Source organism: Acinetobacter sp. P1(2023) (genome assembly GCF_028367635.1).
Classification (GTDB): domain Bacteria; phylum Pseudomonadota; class Gammaproteobacteria; order Pseudomonadales; family Moraxellaceae; genus Acinetobacter; species Acinetobacter pittii_E.
The window spans coordinates 252672-270253 of sequence record NZ_JAQNDD010000005.1 but is presented as its reverse complement, the minus strand read 5'-3'; the positions used below and the strand labels follow the sequence as shown (position 1 = coordinate 270253).

16 protein-coding genes are annotated in these 17582 nt (G+C 39.6%); 8 read left to right on the top strand and 8 right to left on the bottom strand.

Annotation, left to right across the window (positions count from 1 at the left end; genetic code table 11):
• Positions 1–143 precede the first annotated feature (143 nt).
• On the top strand, positions 144–2231 hold the full coding sequence (gene pnp / locus POD11_RS10275; protein WP_171067952.1) for a polyribonucleotide nucleotidyltransferase: 2088 nt from the start codon (positions 144–146) through the stop codon (positions 2229–2231).
• An 85-nt stretch (positions 2232–2316) separates the two neighbouring features.
• Entirely contained in the window at positions 2317–3528 is a 1212-nt protein-coding gene (locus POD11_RS10270; protein ID WP_016142349.1) for a magnesium transporter CorA family protein, read from the top strand.
• A gap of 230 nt (positions 3529–3758) precedes the next feature.
• Here POD11_RS10270 and POD11_RS10265 read toward each other — a convergent pair whose 3' ends face one another.
• From POD11_RS10265 to POD11_RS10240, 6 genes are all read right to left on the bottom strand, one after another.
• Positions 3759–4088 carry a chaperone modulator CbpM gene (locus POD11_RS10265; protein ID WP_016142348.1) on the bottom strand — a complete coding sequence of 110 codons (330 nt, stop codon included), beginning with the start codon at positions 4086–4088 and terminating at the stop codon, positions 3759–3761.
• 11 nt (positions 4089–4099) lie between these two features.
• Positions 4100–5056: a DnaJ C-terminal domain-containing protein gene (locus tag POD11_RS10260; protein ID WP_262457113.1), complete on the bottom strand. Its 957-nt coding sequence runs from the start codon at positions 5054–5056 to the stop codon at positions 4100–4102.
• A gap of 145 nt (positions 5057–5201) precedes the next feature.
• Positions 5202–5813 carry a LysE family translocator gene (locus POD11_RS10255; protein ID WP_239967953.1) on the bottom strand — a complete coding sequence of 204 codons (612 nt, stop codon included), beginning with the start codon at positions 5811–5813 and terminating at the stop codon, positions 5202–5204.
• 138 nt (positions 5814–5951) lie between these two features.
• Positions 5952–6827, bottom strand: a complete 876-nt coding sequence (gene hslO, locus POD11_RS10250) for an Hsp33 family molecular chaperone HslO (protein ID WP_016142345.1) — start codon at positions 6825–6827, stop codon at positions 5952–5954.
• A 164-nt stretch (positions 6828–6991) separates the two neighbouring features.
• On the bottom strand, positions 6992–8836 hold the full coding sequence (locus POD11_RS10245; RefSeq protein ID WP_016142344.1) for a monovalent cation:proton antiporter-2 (CPA2) family protein: 1845 nt from the start codon (positions 8834–8836) through the stop codon (positions 6992–6994).
• A 76-nt stretch (positions 8837–8912) separates the two neighbouring features.
• Positions 8913–11141 (bottom strand): primosomal protein N', encoded by a 2229-nt coding sequence (locus tag POD11_RS10240; RefSeq protein ID WP_262457112.1) that lies wholly within the window; start codon positions 11139–11141, stop codon positions 8913–8915.
• Positions 11142–11289: 148 nt separating this feature from the next.
• Here POD11_RS10240 and gspF point away from each other — a divergent pair, with 148 nt between their 5' ends.
• From gspF to POD11_RS10220, 4 genes are all read left to right on the top strand, one after another.
• Positions 11290–12495 carry a type II secretion system inner membrane protein GspF gene (gspF, locus tag POD11_RS10235; protein WP_005065941.1) on the top strand — a complete coding sequence of 402 codons (1206 nt, stop codon included), beginning with the start codon at positions 11290–11292 and terminating at the stop codon, positions 12493–12495.
• A gap of 20 nt (positions 12496–12515) precedes the next feature.
• On the top strand, positions 12516–13070 hold the full coding sequence (gene gspG / locus POD11_RS10230) for a type II secretion system major pseudopilin GspG (protein ID WP_410374407.1): 555 nt from the start codon (positions 12516–12518) through the stop codon (positions 13068–13070).
• 266 nt (positions 13071–13336) lie between these two features.
• A complete protein-coding gene (locus POD11_RS10225; RefSeq protein ID WP_262457110.1) occupies positions 13337–13681 on the top strand; it encodes a hypothetical protein in 345 nt (114 codons plus the stop codon).
• A 144-nt stretch (positions 13682–13825) separates the two neighbouring features.
• Positions 13826–14164 (top strand): tRNA-binding protein, encoded by a 339-nt coding sequence (locus POD11_RS10220; protein ID WP_002114937.1) that lies wholly within the window; start codon positions 13826–13828, stop codon positions 14162–14164.
• A 1-nt stretch (position 14165) separates the two neighbouring features.
• Here POD11_RS10220 and lnt read toward each other — a convergent pair whose 3' ends face one another.
• On the bottom strand, positions 14166–15725 hold the full coding sequence (lnt, locus tag POD11_RS10215; RefSeq protein WP_262457109.1) for an apolipoprotein N-acyltransferase: 1560 nt from the start codon (positions 15723–15725) through the stop codon (positions 14166–14168).
• Entirely contained in the window at positions 15722–16561 is an 840-nt protein-coding gene (locus POD11_RS10210; protein ID WP_002114976.1) for an HlyC/CorC family transporter, read from the bottom strand. The genes lnt and POD11_RS10210 overlap by 4 nt, the downstream gene beginning before the upstream one ends.
• Positions 16562–16745: 184 nt before the next feature.
• On the opposite strand from POD11_RS10210, the gene tusA reads away from it, so the two are divergent.
• The gene (tusA, locus tag POD11_RS10205) at positions 16746–17003 is read left to right on the top strand and encodes a sulfurtransferase TusA (protein ID WP_002053527.1); all 258 of its coding nucleotides are present in this window, start codon (positions 16746–16748) and stop codon (positions 17001–17003) included.
• A 132-nt stretch (positions 17004–17135) separates the two neighbouring features.
• Positions 17136–17516, top strand: coding sequence for a hypothetical protein (locus POD11_RS10200; protein ID WP_239967943.1), 381 nt, complete (start codon positions 17136–17138; stop codon positions 17514–17516).
• The last annotated feature ends 66 nt before the right edge of the window (positions 17517–17582 follow it).

The window sequence follows — 17582 nt, the reverse complement described above, 5'->3', positions numbered from 1 at the left end:
CTTCTTTGCGTTTAACTTTTTTAAATAATTGATCTAGTGTGATGGCTTCTAAGCTTTGTCATTTATCTACCAATCGGTGTAGTCTGAATGCCAAACCTTAGGGGTCTCACTAGAATAAAATTAGGAAAATACAATACATGTCAATGTTTAATATCGTTCGTAAAGAATTCCAATTCGGTCAACATCAAGTCGTTTTAGAAACGGGTCGCGTTGCACGTCAAGCAAACACAGTTTTAATCACTATGGGTGGCGTAACTGTTTTAGTTGCAGTTGTTGCTCAACCTAAAGCAAAAGCGGGTCAAGACTTTTTCCCGTTAACAGTTAACTATCAAGAAAAACAATATGCAGCTGGTCGTATCCCTGGTGGTTACGGTAAGCGTGAAGGCCGTGCTTCTGAAGCTGAAACGTTAATTTCACGTCTTATTGACCGTCCAATTCGTCCGTTGTTCCCAGAAGGTTACTTCAACGAAATTCAAGTAACAGCAACTGTTGTTTCTTCTGACAAAACTATGGATGCTGACATTGCAGCAATGCTTGGTACATCAGCAGCATTGTCTATTGCTGGTACTCCTTTCCGTGGCCCAATTGGTGGCGCACGTGTTGGTTTAATCAACGGTGAATATGTTCTTAACCCGAACTTCGAACAGTTAAAAGAAAGTGACCTTGACCTTGTGGTTGCAGGTACAGAATCTGCTGTATTGATGGTTGAATCTGAAGCGAAAGAACTTTCAGAAGACCAAATGCTTGGTGCTGTGCTTTTCGGTCATGACGAAATGCAAATTGCAATTCAAGCGATTAAAGAATTTGCTGCCGCTGCTGGTGCTGTTGAATCAACTTGGGTTGCTCCAACTAAAAACGAAGCGCTTCTTGAGCAATTAAAAGCAGCTTTCGAAGCTAAAATTTCTGAAGCATATACAATTGCGGTTAAACAAGACCGTTATGCAGCACTTGATGCACTTTATGCAGAAGCTGTAGCTCAGTTCGTTCCAGAAAATGACGAAACTGGTATTGCTGATGAAGTAAACGAATTATTTGAAGACCTTAAATACCGTACAGTACGTGACAACATCTTGTCAGGTAAGCCACGTATTGATGGTCGTGATACAAAAACTGTTCGTGGTATCGATGTTCAAGTTGGCGTATTAGACCGTGCACACGGTTCTGCATTATTTACACGTGGTGAAACTCAGGCGTTGGTAACAACAACTTTGGGTAATACACGTGATGCGTTAATGGTTGATACCCTTGCTGGTACTAAAACTGATAACTTCATGTTGCACTATAACTTCCCTGCATACTCTGTAGGTGAAACTGGCCGTGAATCTGGTCCTAAGCGTCGTGAAATTGGTCACGGTCGTTTAGCGCGTCGTGGTGTTCAAGCTGTTCTTCCTGCTGCTGACCGCTTCCCATACGTGATTCGTATTGTATCTGATATTACTGAATCTAATGGTTCATCTTCAATGGCTTCTGTATGTGGTGCTTCATTATCACTTATGGATGCAGGTGTTCCGCTTAAAGCACCAGTTGCTGGTATTGCAATGGGCTTAGTGAAAGAAGGCGAGCGTTTCGCAGTACTTTCTGACATCTTGGGTGATGAAGATCACTTAGGTGATATGGACTTTAAAGTAGCAGGTTCTGCAAACGGTATTACTGCACTTCAAATGGACATCAAGATTGAAGGTATTACCGAAGAAATCATGGAAGTTGCATTAAACCAAGCATTTGCTGGTCGTATGCACATCCTCAATGAAATGAACAAAGTCATTTCACGTGCTCGTGCTGAAATCAGTGCTCATGCACCGACGTTTGAAGTAATTAACATTAACCCAGACAAGATCCGTGACGTTATTGGTAAAGGCGGCGCGACTATCCGTCAAATTACCGAAGAAACTAAAGCTGCAATTGATATCGAAGACAACGGTACAGTACGCGTATTTGGTGAAACTAAAGCTGCTGCTAAAGCTGCAATTGCTAAGATTCAAGCGATTACTGCTGAAGTTGAACCAGGTAAGATCTATGACGGTAAAGTAATCCGTATTGTAGAATTCGGTGCGTTTGTAAACATCATGCCGGGTACTGATGGTCTTCTTCACATTTCGCAAATTTCAAATGAACGTATTGCGAACGTAACTGATGTTCTTAAAGAAGGTCAGGAAGTGAAAGTACAAGTTGCTGATGTTGATAATCGTGGTCGTATCAAATTGACTATGAAAGACATTGAACAAGCATAATTGTTCTAGTGACATGAAAAAGTCCGCTTGATGCGGACTTTTTTTATGGCATGATGCAAGTAATACAAAAACAGATCATTGTGGTATGCAGGTTTATTACTTTTATCGCCATCAAGCTGACGGCTATGTCTTTTTAAGCCGTGAACAGCATAGTGAACATGTTCTGGAGTTTTTCTGGATTGATAGTGTCAGAACGGATGTGGTGAACCATAACGAAGAATGGCAACAAAAGATTCAACAGCTTTCAGGCGTGGTGATTAATGAATTTCATATGCGGGATATTGCCAATATTGAACATCCCTGTGCATTTGATACCCTTGAAGAATATGACCTGCTCATTTTTAAAAAGCTGGTTACACCTGATGATGAAATTAAACATGCTGAATCCCAAGATAGCGTTTTTGGATTAGCGACGACACCCATCAGTTTTATTTTGACGCCTGATGTACTGATTAGCGTGCGTGAGCAGGGCAATAAGTCGATTGAAAACTATATTCAACGTCTCGAAAATATTTTATGTAAAACTTTAGAAGAGCAAAATAAAACCCGTAAACTGCCAAATTCACCAGTCGATTTATCGTTGCGACTTTTAAATAGTATGGTAGATGGCTATCTTGATATTCGCTCACCATTGACCAGAAGGGTTGAGCATTGGCAGCAACAATTACTGCAGGGAAATCGCCGTTTCAAACAATGGCACCAACTATTCCATGAAAATATGGCCTTTCAACAGGTTGAAAATTTATGCGAAGAGCAAATCGAAACCTTACAAGAATTCCGAGATGAAATTGTAGAAAATTACCATCATGTAGTTGGTAGTCATATTCGTAATTCTCAAGATATTTTATTGGTCCGATTAAATGATTTGATGAGTCATGTTGAGCGTATCCAAAAACATACTTTGCGGTTACGCAGCGCAATTCAATCAGCAATTGATTTGCATTTTTCAGCGATTGCAAACCAGACCAATGAAAACATGCGGATTTTGGCAATTATCACCGCAGTTTTTGCACCGCTTACCCTTTTAACAGGTATTTATGGAATGAACTTTGAGTTTATTCCTGGTCTTAAATCGCCAGTTGGTTTCTGGATAATGTTAGGGGTGATGCTACTGAGCACGATTTTGCTTTTGTACTATTTTTATCGACAACATCTAGTTGGGCGTGGTGAAAAAAGTGTGATTGATTTATTGGCTCAACAGCATCGTCAAAATCGGATGAATTTGTTTTGGTTTTTGGAATATGAACCGATTAAGCAGACTTTGAAGGAAGTGGAAAAGATTACTCGGTTAAAGTAATAGTAATTTTTAAAAATGAGTAAAGTTGATTTGTTAGCATTGCCTCAAATATAGAGTTTAATTAGATATTTTTTTGTATAGGCTTATCCTTACTTTTGACTGGGCAAAAGTAACAAAACCCTTTATTGGACTGACGGTACATCCATGTTACCGCAGTCCAAATGGCGGCATCCATGCCGCCCATCACGTTAGCTCATATCTGTGTGAAAGGTTATTTAGAAGAACAAATCTCAATGAAAATGCTTCAACTGTTTTCTAAGTTGTTGTACTTCATCAATCAAATCTAACATTACCGCAACTGCTGCTAAACTTGCGTCAAAGTCACGTTGCAGACGATAAGCTTTACGAGCACGTGCGACATCTTCGCCCATAAACTGATGTGCTTCAGGTTTATTTTCAACTGATAAAATATCATATTCAATGAGCTGAAGAATCCAGTCAGGACTTTGGCCACAAGCTTGAGCAAATTGTTGTAGGTCAAATGTAGATTGTTCATCAACGACCTCTGCACTAAAGGTATGGCCGTCATATACAATTTCTCGATAGTGAATGGTTGTCATGATCTTGCTCCCTAATGAGATGAACGAGGTTCGAATGAAGCAAAGGCTTCTGCCAATTGCTGATACGCTTCTTTTTCTTTTTCAGAATTTGCAGGGGGGAATACAATATTTAAAATTAAATACAGATGCCCTGGCGTTTTATTTGGTATCCCTTTGTCTTTTAAACGTAGCTGTTGTCCTTGTTTTGCATTTTTAGGTAAATTGACATTTAAAGGCCCTGCTGGTGTTTTTACTTCAATACCTTGGCCTAATGCTGCTTCCCATGGCGTTACATCTACAGTCAAATACACATCACTGCCTTCGACATGAACACGGTCTGTATCTTTATACTGGATTTCAATATAAAGATCGCCATTCGCAACACCGTTAATCCCACTTTGGCCTTGTCCAGTTAAGCGGATTTGCTGACCTTCTTTCATACCTTTTGGTATTTTTACCTGTAAGGTTTTACGCTGAACTTCAGGCTCGCCATAAGCATTCATGGTTGGGATTTGCAGGGTAATCTGTTGGGTTGATCCGTGATAGGCAATATCAAGATCAACCTCTATGCTGGCATGTTGATCTTCACCGCGATAACTACGCTGTTGTCTTTGGTACTGTTGCTGACCACCGCCAAAGCCTGCACCAAAGCGGCCAAATAAATCTTCAAAGCCGCTAAAGTCTGCTTGCTCACCACCTGTAAAGCCTTGACGATAAAATTGTGCTCCATCAAAGCCTCCTTGTGCAGCACCTTGACCAAAATTATTAAACCCTTGAGGGTGATCTAACATCTGGTCATATTCGGCTTTTTTATCTGCATTACTTAATGTGTCGTAGGCAACATTAATTGCTTGCATCTTTTCTTCTGCATCTTTTTCTTTGCTGATGTCTGGATGATATTTACGGGCTAATTTTCGATAAGCTTTTTTAATTTCATCAGTAGAGGCTTTGCGTGTAACCCCTAATTCTTCATAATAATTTTTTGCCATAATGTTTTATCACGATGGTGTTGTTTATTTCATTATGAAACGATTTTTAGAGGTTTCAATAAGCTAGATTGTATAAGAGTTGTTCTATTACGAAATGAAATTAATAGGAAGAGGTATAGACAAATTAGACCATACCTCTAATGAATTAGATAAAGCTCTGATACAAGCCGTAAAGGGCAATCAGTAAAAGTAATAAACCACATAGACCTAATATTTTGGGATATAAATGACTGTTAGAAAGGCGGCGGAAAAAGATATAAACCAAAGATAAAGTGAGGAAGTCTAAAGCAATCCATGTCAGAGTAAGGATGGTTAAACTTAAATTTAACTGAGGGGTAATAGAGACGAATTGCGGAAAGAAAGCTGAGAAAAAGATAATATCTTTAGGGTTTGAAATACCGACAAGAAAGCCTTTTTTAAAGCCGCCATTTTGTGCGGAAACGGTTTGTATTGCTTCAGGGTGAGGTGCCTGAATTACCTCTTTGAGAATACTAAAACCCAAATAACCAATATATAGACAGCCTAAAATACGAATGATATTAAGATAACTATCATTAACACTCAGCACTCCTTTTAATACGAGTACTGAAATAAAAATTAAAATAAGCGAGGCTAAGTTTGTACCAAAAATTGTTTCAAGTGCTTTTTTATAGCCTCCTTTGAGTCCAGCACTTGCAACTAAAATCATGACAGGACCCGGGGTCGCAATCATAATAACTACGCTAAATATAAACAGAAAATAATCAAAATAATTCATGGTATTTAGGCATCTTATTTATTGGGTTATAAAGTAGCCTTATATTATCCTATTTAAAATAACATGTTGAAAATTATCATCAAAAAAATACAGCTAAATAAAAAGGCGGTATAACCGCCTTTTTATAAAGTTAAAATATTAACTTAAATGTTCACCAAATAATGCTAAAGCTTCTTCAGCGGTAAATGTGTATTGCGTATTACAGAATTGACAGTCCATACGAATCGGATTCTGTTCTTCTAGGGTTTCATGAACAGCATCTACACCAATTTGAATCAGCGCATTTGCACAACGTTCTTTTGAACATGTACAACCAAATTTTAATGCTTCAATTTCTGGTAAACGCACTTCTTCTTCGTTATATAAACGATATAAGATTTCGTTGGCATCTAAATTGGTAAGCTCTTCAGCTTTTAATGTTTCAGTTAACATCGTCAAACGTGGCCATAAATCTTCATCGACCAAGTTTTGCTCTTCTTCATCATGGCGTGGTAAGAGTTGAATCAGTAAACCACCAGAACGCTTATCTGTACTTGCCAACACAATGCGCGTTGGAATTTGTGCAGACAAGTCGTAATACTGCATCAAGCAACCCGCTAAAGTCACTTGATCAAGCGGTACAATCCCTTGATAACGTTCGCCAAACTCCGGTTCAATATTAATAAATAAAACTGGATTAACGAGAGCGCCAAGAACTGTGCTGCTGTCTGTTGCTTCAGCAAAGCGAGGGTCGGTTTCATAGTCCGCTAGAGCACGAACCTCTCCTAAATGGTTACATTCAGCCATCGCCCATTTGAAGGTGCCGCTAGCCTGGATTTGCAAGCTGATACGGCCTTTGATTTTTAGTGTACTTGCAAGTAATGCAGTCGCACTCAACATTTCACCTAGCAGAATTTTAACCGCAGGCATATAGTCACGTTGAGCTAAGATAGTTTGTAGGGCTTCTTCTAGATGAACTACTTCTCCACGTACTGGAAAGTTCTCTATATAAAAGCGTTGGCGTAAATCAGACATAATATTCTCCAGGGCCCTAAGCAGAGTATAACTATTTCGTTTTAATCAAGCTCAGGAAATGCAGCGAAGCCGCAAGCCGGACAGGGGGCAGCTTTGTGCCCATTGTCCAATTATTTAGGCAATGTGAATAAGTCCTTAATATAGCCATTTTCTGAAATCTCAAGTTATTCTAGATGATCTCTTGTAATGTCGATGCGATTTGGTTGTAAATGACGCTTTAAATTAACATCATGTTTTGATGTAGCTTGTTGCTGCGCATCACTTTCAAACAAATGTTCAAGCTCGGCTAAGGCATTACGATGTGTTTCAAAAATCTTCTGTTCATCAGTATAAATACTTTGCTGCTGTATGAGCAATTTCTCATCATAATCCCGAAAGATTTCGATATTGTTATAGGCTTGTTCATCAGAGATACCGAGTTCTCGCAAGGCACGATAAGCCATTCCTAATGAAGATAAATACGTCTCACGCCAAATATATTCAACACCTAAATCTCTTAAAAGATGGACATGATGGCGGTCACGCGCGCGAGCTAATAGCTTTAAGTGGGGATAATTTAATCTAAGATGACGCGCGACATTCATGGAGTCTTCAACATCATCAATCGCTAAAATAAATACCTTTGCTTTTTCAATACCGGCAGAACGCAGTAAATCCGGTTGGGTCACATCGCCATAATAGAGCTTACCGCCGTATCGACGAACGAAGTCCACTTGCTGAAGATTGTTATCGATTGCAGTAAAACCTAAATGTTGCAGGCGAGCAATACGCGCGATAATTTGTCCAAATCGTCCAAAACCAGCAATGATAATCGGGTTATCCTGCTGAGGAATTTCATCATACTCAGGTGGACGTTCTTTATTAAATAGAGGAATGACCTGAGTTGCCATAATCCAATAAATCACTGGGGTAAGGACCATCGACAACGTTACGATAAGGGTCACTGGCTCTAATAGAGCCTGAGTTAAAATCTTCTCACTTTTTGCAAGACTCAAAATGACAAAAGCAAATTCACCACCTTGAGCTAAACAAGTACCTAAAAGCAAGCTATTGTTCCAACTGTATTTTTTATAGCGAGCAATCGCAGTTAATATCAGCGTTTTGATGAGTAATAAGCCGACTGCGCCACCAATAATAAGCAAAGGCATATCAATCAGTAGTGACAGCTGGGTGGTCATACCCACAGTCATAAAGAATAAGCCAAGTAGTAAACCTTTAAACGGTGCAATACTCGCTTCAACTTCGTGACGGAACTCTGAATCTGCTAATAATACGCCTGTGAGGAAAGCGCCTAACGTCGTACTAATTCCTAAAGTGTCCATCAGCAATACAACAGCAAGAATAATAAATAATCCTACTGCTGTAATCAGTTCAGTCGCTCCACTTTTAGCAACAAAGCGAAAGAAGGGACGCATTACATAGCGGCTAAACAGAAATAGGCCAGTAAAGGTTGCAATAATAGCTGCAAAATAAGCGACGCCGTGATGGGTTGATTCTGTTCCTGCCAAGAGTGGAATGATGGCAAGTAAGGGAATAGCTGCTATATCTTGAAAGAGTAAAATGGAAAAAGACTGCTGACCATAAGTCGTATTGAGTTGCTGTTTTTCAGTCAGAAGCTGTAATACAAAAGCGGTAGAAGACAGCGCAAGGGCAAAACCAATCACAAAGCTGACAGAAAGCTGCTGTTGAAACAGTAATAGTATGATCAACATAAGAATGCCCCCGCTAATGAGGACTTGTAGACTTCCCATCACAAAAATAGAGTCACGCATTTCCCACAAACGTTGTGGGCGTAACTCTAAGCCGATTAAGAACATCAATAAGATGACACCGAATTCGGCAAGTTCCATAATCGCTTCCGGGTCATGTGCAATATTTAAAACACTAGGACCCAGAAGTATTCCTGTAAATAAATAACCTAAAACTGTTGCTATCCCTAGGCGTTTGCCAAGAGGGACTAAAATCAGAGAAGCTCCAAGAAAAATTGTTGCTTGCAGTAGGAATGACATTCATTGCCTCGAATGTATTAGTCTCTTTTAAGTTTAAAGCCAAAAAGGCTTCTTCACACCATGATATTCAAATCATCTAATTAAATTCTTGCGGATCAACATCAATTGATAGTCTAAGTTGATGCTGACGCGGTGCATGAACCAATTGTGACCACCATTGTCTTAAGTAAAAATGTAGGCGAGCACGGTCAGCAGATAAAATTACCATGTGGGCGCGATAGCGTCCTGCTTTACGCTCCATAGGGGCTGGAATCGGCCCCCAAATATCAACAATGTCACCTGCAATTTGGCGTAAATGTTCTGCTGCTTCATTTAAGAAATGTAAGGTGTAGTCGCGATCTTTGGACTCTGCACGTATCAGTACGGCATAACGATAAGGCGGCAGCAATGCGACTTTACGTTCTGCAAGCGTCTGTTTGGCAACCGCCCGATAATCTTTTTCAATGAGAGTCGTTAGTAAAGGGTGATCGGGTCTTAGGGTTTGTAAATAAACATGGCCTTTATGTTCGCCACGGCCTGCACGTCCAGCGACTTGTACAATCAACTGCGCCGTACGTTCTGGCGCACGGATGTCTACACTGAGTAAACCTGCATCAATATCTAAAATGGCAACCAAGGTGACGTGTGGAAAATGATGACCTTTTGCCAACATTTGAGTGCCGAGCAAAATTGTTGGTTTATTTTGATGAATACGGTCATAGATTTTTTGCCAGCTACCGACACGACTGGTACTGTCACGGTCAACCCGAATCACATCATGATCTGGGAATAATTCTTGTAAGTGTTCTTCGACCTTGGCTGTTCCTGCACCTAAAGTTTTTAAGTTCTTTTGCTGACATTCAGGGCAATGGTCTGGTAAGCGATGAATTGTACCGCAGTGGTGACAATGTAAATAAGAATAAGGCTGAGTGTGCAAAGTAAAATGCGCATCGCAATGCGGACAATTTGCTTGCCAGCCACAGCTTTCACACACCAGTACAGGTGCATAGCCACGACGGTTTAAAAAGATTAAAACCTGTTCTTTTCTCGCTAGCGTATTTTTAATCTGTTCGATTAAAGGTTGGCTAATGCCATGCTGTTTTTTGACAATTTTAAGGTCAATCAAATGCATTTTAGGTAAGAGCGCATGGCCTGCACGTTGGTTAAGTTGCAGTGATGTTAATTTGCCAGTTTCGACCAAATAATAACTATCGATGCTCGGTGTTGCTGAACCTAAAATAACAGGGCAGTTTTGCAAGTGACCGCGGTACAGTGCGACATCACGTGCATGGTAGCGGAAGCCTTCTTGCTGTTTATAAGACAAGTCATGTTCTTCATCTAAAATGATTAAGCCTAAACGTGGTAGGGGCGTATAGATCGCAGAGCGTGTCCCTAAAATAATAGAGGCTTTACCAGTTTGTGCCTGTTGCCATGCTTGTAAACGTTTAGAGTCATTTAAGCCAGAGTGCAATAGAGCAATATCACAATTAAAACGAGACTTAAACCGAGAAATGGTTTGAGGGGTTAAACCAATTTCAGGGACCAAAACCAATACTTGTTTACCTTGCTTTAGCACTTCGTGCATGATGTGCAGATAAACTTCAGTTTTACCACTTCCAGTTAAACCATCTAACAAGAAGGCTTGGTACTGATGCTGCGCGTTTACAACGTGCTGGGTTGCCTTCTTCTGGTCTTCATTGAGTGTGAGTGGCATTTGTGCCAATTGAACAGGTGCGGGGCTAAAGTCGTGCGGTTCAAGTGTGCAATCTACTAGCCCTTTCTTTTGAAGCGCTTTAAGGGTAGCCGTTTCTACACCACTTAAATTGAGAATATTTTCTGTAGTTCCGGCAGGGTGTAACTTTAAAATCTGATAAGCATCTTGTTGCTTTACCGAGCGTTTAAGAAGTGCTTCAACATTATCGCAGGGTGTGATTTTCCAAAGATGAAACAAAACATCCATCGGTTTGCCCTGACGCAATAATGCAGGTAGGGCGGTTTGCATGACCTCACCAATTGGAAATTGGTAATACTGGGCTGACCATGTCAATAAACTTAAAACTTGTTCATCTAAAATAGGCTCATCATCTAAAAGTTCAGAAATGGCTTTAAGTTGAAAGGTGCCTGTAAATGGTTCATTTGGGTTCACTTTTTCAGTAATGATACCAATCAGGTTTTGGCGTCCAAATGAAATAGCGACGCGTGAGCCTACGCGGGCCCGTTCATATTGTGCTTGGGTGAGTGTATAGTCAAAAGTGTCGTACAGATGCACAGGTACGGCTACACGCACACGATAAACAACTGAATCAGGCTTTGGCGTTATGATCATAGAGGCTCATTTCGTCAATTTTAAAAAACGGCATAGCGTCGTGAAGAGGACTTGGGTATTCTACACAGGCTATAGAACGAATATGAATGATTGCGTAGCATAGATGCAACAGCAGCGACTATTATTTTTGGAAAATTAGAACATTACCATGCCTGCATATCAATTTACTGCCATTGATGCTTCAGGGAAGCAGCAAAAAGGAGTGCTTGAGGGAGACTCAGCGCGCCAGATTCGCCAACAATTACGCGATAAAGCATGGACTCCCATTAGTGTCGATCCTGTTGAACAAAAAGATAAACATCAGAGTCAGGGGTTATTCCAAAAAAAGTTTAGTGCTTATGATTTGGCGCTCATGACCAGACAACTTTCCGTTTTGGTTGCAGCTGCTATTCCACTTGAGGAAGCTCTACGCGCCGTGAGTAGGCAAAGCGAAAAAACACATGTACAAAATCTTTTATTATCTGTGCGTTCTCGAGTCTTAGAAGGCCATTCACTCGCACAAGGTATGCAACAATCTGGACGGTTCCCAGACCTTTATATTGCAACGGTTGCTGCGGGGGAGCGTTCGGGGCATTTAGATCTCATTTTAGATCAGCTCTCGGATTACACCGAAAACCGCTTTGCCATGCAAAAGAAAGTTCAAGGCGCCATGATTTATCCTATCATTTTAATGCTGATGTCTTTTGGTATTGTGATGGGCTTAATGACTTATGTTGTGCCAGAGATTGTAAAAACTTTTGATCAAAATAAAGATGCTCTCCCGTGGATTACAGTCGCTTTAATGAAAGCCAGCGATTTTATTCGACATGCGTGGGTGTTTATTATTCTTTTTGCGGTGGTGGGTGTTATCGCATTCGTTCGGTTTTTAAAAACCACTGCTGGACATTATGCTTTTGATCGATTAACGCTCAAATTGCCATTATTCGGTAAACTGTCACGTGGTATTAATGCTGCACGCTTTGCCAGTACCTTATCTATTTTGACCCGTTCAGGTGTCCCTTTGGTCGATGCCTTAAAAATTGGTGCGGCAGTAACCAATAACTGGGTTATCCGCGATTCAATTGCCCACGCGGCTGAGCGTGTGACCGAGGGCGGTAACTTAGGTACACAGCTTGAGCGCAGTGGTTATTTCCCACCAATGATGGTACAAATGATTCGAAGTGGTGAGGCATCAGGCGAACTGGACCGCATGTTAGAACGAGCATCGACCATGCAAGACCGTGAGGTGACGACATTTATTTCAACCTTACTGGCATTACTTGAACCGCTTATGCTGGTTTTAATGGCAAGCATTGTACTGGTTATTGTAATCGCGGTTATGCTGCCAATCGTAAATATGAACAATATGATTTAATAACTTTGATATTAGAGATAATGATGAAGATGGTCATGAAACAAAAAGAGCAGGTTAAGGATGCTCAAAAAACCTCAAGCGTAGCTTTCGAACTTGCACAATCGTGCCATTCCGAGCAGAGCTCTCCATCTTGCGTTCGGACAAAGCTTCGCTTTGTTAATCCTCACTCAGGCTTTACCCTCATTGAAGTGATGGTCGTGATTGTAATTTTAGGCGTGTTAGCTGCTTTAATCGTACCAAATGTCATGGGGCGTAGTGAAAAAGCCAAAATTGATACGACCCAAATTGCATTAAAGGGTGTGGCGGGTGCTTTAGATCAGTACAAGCTTGATAATGGCCATTTCCCAACTATGCAAGAAGGTGGGCTAGATGCTTTGGTTAATCAGCCTGCTACAGCGAAAAACTGGATGCCGGGTGGGTATGTAAAAGGTGGTTATCCTAAAGACAGCTGGAAAAATGATATTCAATATGTCATTCCTGGGGCAGATGGGCGAGCTTTTGATTTGTACTCATTTGGAGCAGATGGCAAAGAAGGTGGTGAGGGTAATGATGCAGATATTTATTACCAACCTTAATTAAAATGTAATGGAGATTATCAATTCAGTTAAATAGTTAAAATGATAATACGAATTGATAATCTCTCTCAATCAGAAAAATATAATAACTAATTGAAAATTATAAAATTAAATTAATATTAATATTTGAGATTTATAATAAGAATTATTCCCATATTTAATAGTTACAAGAAAGTTAAAATGTAGATAAAAATAAGCTATATATTTAAATAAAAGCTTTGCATAATAAATAAAAAGCACTTTATTCAATTAAAAGGAGAGATTAAATGAAAGCATTTCTCATATTAGATGAACTGACTCAGTTTCATTGGGTAATGCTCAAGTCTGTCCTATTGATTTTGGGTTTATTGCCGATTGCTGAAGTTTCATTAAAGTTATGGATGAGTACCGAGGGAAGTAGTCAAATCATGATTGGCTTCTTTGCATTAAGTATTGTGAGCGCATGGTTAATGGTGAGCTTCTTTACCGCATTAAAAGCGAGTGTTTGGCAAGCTAAACAAATATCTACTCAATATGAGCAATTACTTTTTAAAGTTTACCGTTATGTACCCATGGTCTTTTTATCGAGTTTAGTTGCTTATTTATCTTTGCAATTATCGATCGCTTTTTAATGATAATTTAAAACTAGATTTTTAAATAAAACGTAGACTAAACATCTACGTTTTATTTTTTATCTGGACTTAAAAACAGGGTGTTTCTTTATTGTACATATTATATGCTTCAAATCAGATATTTAAGAACATGAGAAAAACTAAATGGAACAAATCGAGTGGAATGATTTTTTAAAAGTAGAGCTTCGCGTTGGTAAAATTATTCAAGCTGAGGTTTTTGAAAAGGCGCGTAAACCTGCTTATATTTTGCATGTAGACTTCGGTGAAGAATTGGGTGTGCGTAAATCAAGTGCGCAGATTACTAAGCTTTATCAGCCACAAGATTTGGTGGGTAAATTAGTTGTTGCCGTAGTGAATTTCCCTAAAAAACAAATCGGACCTATCCAGTCGGAATGTTTAGTGACAGGGTTTCATAATGCAGATGGTGATGTAGCACTTTGTATCCCAGAGTTTGAAGTGCCTCTGGGTACAAAGTTATTGTGATTTAGCGGCGGGATTTAAAAGAAACGTCAACTTTACGTGGACGATATACCCAGCCTAGAACGAGCAGTAATACTGCAAATCCTAACACTGGATAATCACCTAAACGGTTATAAAGCGTTTGACCTTGCATAGCAGGTAAGTCACCTCTTAAGACAAACTCTTTATCGATTGGTGCTTGTTCAGTGATATGACCATTTTGATCAATAAACGCTGTTACACCAGTGTTGGTTGCACGAATAAACCAACGGCCATTTTCTTTCGCGCGCATTTGCACCATTTGCAAATGTTGCCATGGGCCCGCAGTACCCGTGAACCAAGCATCATTCGAGACAGTAACTAAGAAGTCACTGTCTTCTGCATTACGTCTTGTTAGGTTCGGATAAGCCACTTCATAACAAATTGCAGCAGCAAGTGCATGCCCTTTAATTAAGAGAGGTTTTTGGTCACTCTCACCACGTGTAAAACCGCTCATGCTAATATCATTTTGCATGGCTGGTAATACCCAAGAGAGTAAACCTGAAAGAGGAATATATTCACCAAATGGAACAAGACGCTGCTTTTTATAGAGTCCACTTGAATTACTGCCAGAAGCCATAATACTGTTGTAATACAGCGGGCTACCAACTTGATGTGATTTTTCGAAATCCCAATAAGGAATGCCAGTTACCCAAGCTGTATGGTTCTTTTTCGCTTGTGCATCCATTGCATCCAAAAATGGTTCAATATCAGTTTGGAAAAGCGGAATTGAAGACTCAGGCCATACAATCAGGTCACGACCCCATTCAGATTGAGTCAAACCAGCATAAATTTCTAATGTTCTAACTTGATATTCAGTTAACCATTTTAAATCTTGTGGAATATTACCTTGAATGAGTGAAACGCTAAGCGGTTTGGCATCTTTAGGTTTTACAAACTGTATGTATGATGCTCCCCATGCACCTAAAACTAACAGAGCAGAAGGGATAATCCAGAAAACACGCTTGCGTAGAACTTCAACTAAAGCACATGCTAATACAATGACCACGAAGGAAATTGCATAAATACCAAATAGCGGTGCATAACCATCGAGTAAACGCTCGGTAAAAGCGTAACCTACAAACAACCACGGGAAACCTGTAAATACCCAAGTTTTTGCCCATTCGAAAACAATCCAAAGCGGGGCAAAAGTCAGTGGTGTTTCAGGGAAAAATCGTCGGTAAACCCAGGTCTGAAATGCCGTAAATAAGCCCATCACAAGGGCCATAACAGCAATCATACACACGCTTAGAAAAGCGTTGGTATCGCCGTATACATGGATCGAAGTATAGAGCCAGAAAGCACCTACAAACCATAAACCAAAGCCGTAGCTCCAACCAATGGCAAATGCTTGTTTAGCTGAGCGTTTATGTAGTGTTGCATAGAGTAGGGCCGGAGATAAAATTGCCAACCACCACCAATAATAAGGTGCCAGTGAAAAACTGAATACGGCACCTGAAAATAAAGCAATGAGTAAAGGGAAAATTAAAGGAAGCTGTTTTTGTTGTTGCGAAGAATCTAACAGCTTTTCAAAGTATGCTCTCATTGACGTACAGCTCGAATCAGATGAATAGTGCGGGCATCTGCTTCAACGATTGTAAATAACCAATTTCCAAGCTCAACAGTTTGACCTTGTAAATCACTTACCAAACCAATCTCTTGAAGCAACAAACCGCCGACAGTTTCTACTTCATCGTCAGAAAAATCAGCATCTAAAACAGTATTGAAATGTTCGATTGGTGTAAGTGCCTGCACCATCCATGCATTTGCTACCGTATGGTCATTGTCAGGAACAATGTATTGAGCATCTTCATCAACCGTGTCGTGCTCATCTTCAATTTCACCAACAATCTCTTCAAGAATATCTTCAAGCGTAACAAGACCTGCTGTTGAGCCATATTCATCAATCACAATCGCAATGTGAGTTTGAGTATGTTTCAACATACGTAGGACCTGATCGGAACGTGCACTTTCAGGAACAAATAAAGGCTGGCGCATAAGAACTCGAATATCAACTTTGGTATTCGGTTCAGTTAGAAACGGCAACAAATCTTTTGCGAGCAAAATCCCGACAACATTGTCAGGCTGATCGGCAGAGAAGACTGGAAAGCGTGAGTGAGCAGACTCAACCAGTACATCAAGAATATCAAGTAATTGATCATCTTCTTGCAAACTGATCATTGCTGTTCGTGGCGTCATGACTTCACGAATTTTTGTAGCTGGAAGGTCAAGAACGCCTTCAAGCATAGCAACGGTATCTGGTTCTAAAAAGCGGCGTGAATTTTGGACTAATTTTAATAATTCATCACGGGTTTCTGGCGCTGTACCTAACCATTTTCGTAAGCCTCGCATTCCCCACGACGGACTTGGTTCCTCTTGCATGATCTTTCCTAAAGACTCAATGTATCAAATGAATACACAGATCATACCGAAGAAAAGATGCTTATGCATCTATAAAACAAGCTAAAAGACAAAACGTATATTGTTATGTAAAAGCCAGTTACAGTTAACAGCTCAGTAATTTGTTTATGCTAAAATGTGAAAATTCTATTTGTTCGAGTTTGTTATGTCAGAGCAACCCATTTCACCTACTGTACAACTCAATACGCGTGGTTTACGTTGTCCGGAACCTGTGATGATGTTGCATCAAGCCATCCGCAAATCTAAATCTGGGGATGTGGTTGAAGTGTTCGCAACAGATAATTCGACTTCGTGGGATATTCCTAAATTTTGTATGCATTTAGGCCATGAGTTGCTTTTGCAAGAAGAACGCTTAGATGAAAACGGTCATAAAGAATTTCATTATTTGGTGAAGAAAGGGTAATAGAATAATAAGGCTTCTAATAATGACTATTAGAAGCCATTAATAATTCAAATTTAATTTGAAATGATAATTTTTTACAAATAAGAATCATTATATAATCTATAAAATGATGTGTATAAATGACGTATAAAAATGAATGAATATTTTGTAAAACGAAGCTTATTTATTTTTCTTTGGTTTTTCTCTATTGCTGGTTTATTAAATCTAGAAACCCCTTGGTTATCTGAAACTGTTGCTACCATTATTTTAGTTACTGTTATTATTGTTGGCTCAATTCTATTGGGCTATAGAAATACATATTTTGCTCCCGAACCAAAAATAAAGATGAGTCTGATTTTGCATACAAGATTTATGGGGCTTATGTTAATTCTTGATTTATTGTTTGGTAAATCAGTTTGGTACTTCGATTTAGCGCGAAACTTTGGTTTTCTTGGCTTATTTTTATTAGGCTCATTTATTTTCTATAAAAAGAACCTCAATTTAAACTTAGCAAAAATACCGCCTTTTCAATAAGCAGGTCCCAATAAAAAAGCCCCGAATAATCGGGGCTTTTTACTATTACATATTAGGATATGAGAC

Bases quoted from the DNA above. Each gene is read 5' to 3' on its own strand.
- POD11_RS10225 (WP_262457110.1), top strand. From the start codon at position 13,337: ATGAAAGCATTTCTCATATTAGATGAACTGACTCAGTTTCATTGGGTA.
- POD11_RS10210 (WP_002114976.1), bottom strand. From the start codon at position 16,561: ATGCAAGAGGAACCAAGTCCGTCGTGGGGAATGCGAGGCTTACGAAAA.
- pnp (WP_171067952.1), top strand. From the start codon at position 144: ATGTTTAATATCGTTCGTAAAGAATTCCAATTCGGTCAACATCAAGTC.
- POD11_RS10220 (WP_002114937.1), top strand. From the start codon at position 13,826: ATGGAACAAATCGAGTGGAATGATTTTTTAAAAGTAGAGCTTCGCGTT.
- lnt (WP_262457109.1), bottom strand. From the start codon at position 15,725: ATGAGAGCATACTTTGAAAAGCTGTTAGATTCTTCGCAACAACAAAAA.
- POD11_RS10260 (WP_262457113.1), bottom strand. From the start codon at position 5,056: ATGGCAAAAAATTATTATGAAGAATTAGGGGTTACACGCAAAGCCTCT.
- POD11_RS10270 (WP_016142349.1), top strand. From the start codon at position 2,317: ATGCAGGTTTATTACTTTTATCGCCATCAAGCTGACGGCTATGTCTTT.
- POD11_RS10265 (WP_016142348.1), bottom strand. From the start codon at position 4,088: ATGACAACCATTCACTATCGAGAAATTGTATATGACGGCCATACCTTT.
- POD11_RS10240 (WP_262457112.1), bottom strand. From the start codon at position 11,141: ATGATCATAACGCCAAAGCCTGATTCAGTTGTTTATCGTGTGCGTGTA.
- hslO (WP_016142345.1), bottom strand. From the start codon at position 6,827: ATGTCTGATTTACGCCAACGCTTTTATATAGAGAACTTTCCAGTACGT.
- POD11_RS10200 (WP_239967943.1), top strand. From the start codon at position 17,136: ATGAATGAATATTTTGTAAAACGAAGCTTATTTATTTTTCTTTGGTTT.
- gspG (WP_410374407.1), top strand. From the start codon at position 12,516: ATGATGAAGATGGTCATGAAACAAAAAGAGCAGGTTAAGGATGCTCAA.
- POD11_RS10245 (WP_016142344.1), bottom strand. From the start codon at position 8,836: ATGTCATTCCTACTGCAAGCAACAATTTTTCTTGGAGCTTCTCTGATT.
- gspF (WP_005065941.1), top strand. From the start codon at position 11,290: ATGCCTGCATATCAATTTACTGCCATTGATGCTTCAGGGAAGCAGCAA.
- POD11_RS10255 (WP_239967953.1), bottom strand. From the start codon at position 5,813: ATGAATTATTTTGATTATTTTCTGTTTATATTTAGCGTAGTTATTATG.
- tusA (WP_002053527.1), top strand. From the start codon at position 16,746: ATGTCAGAGCAACCCATTTCACCTACTGTACAACTCAATACGCGTGGT.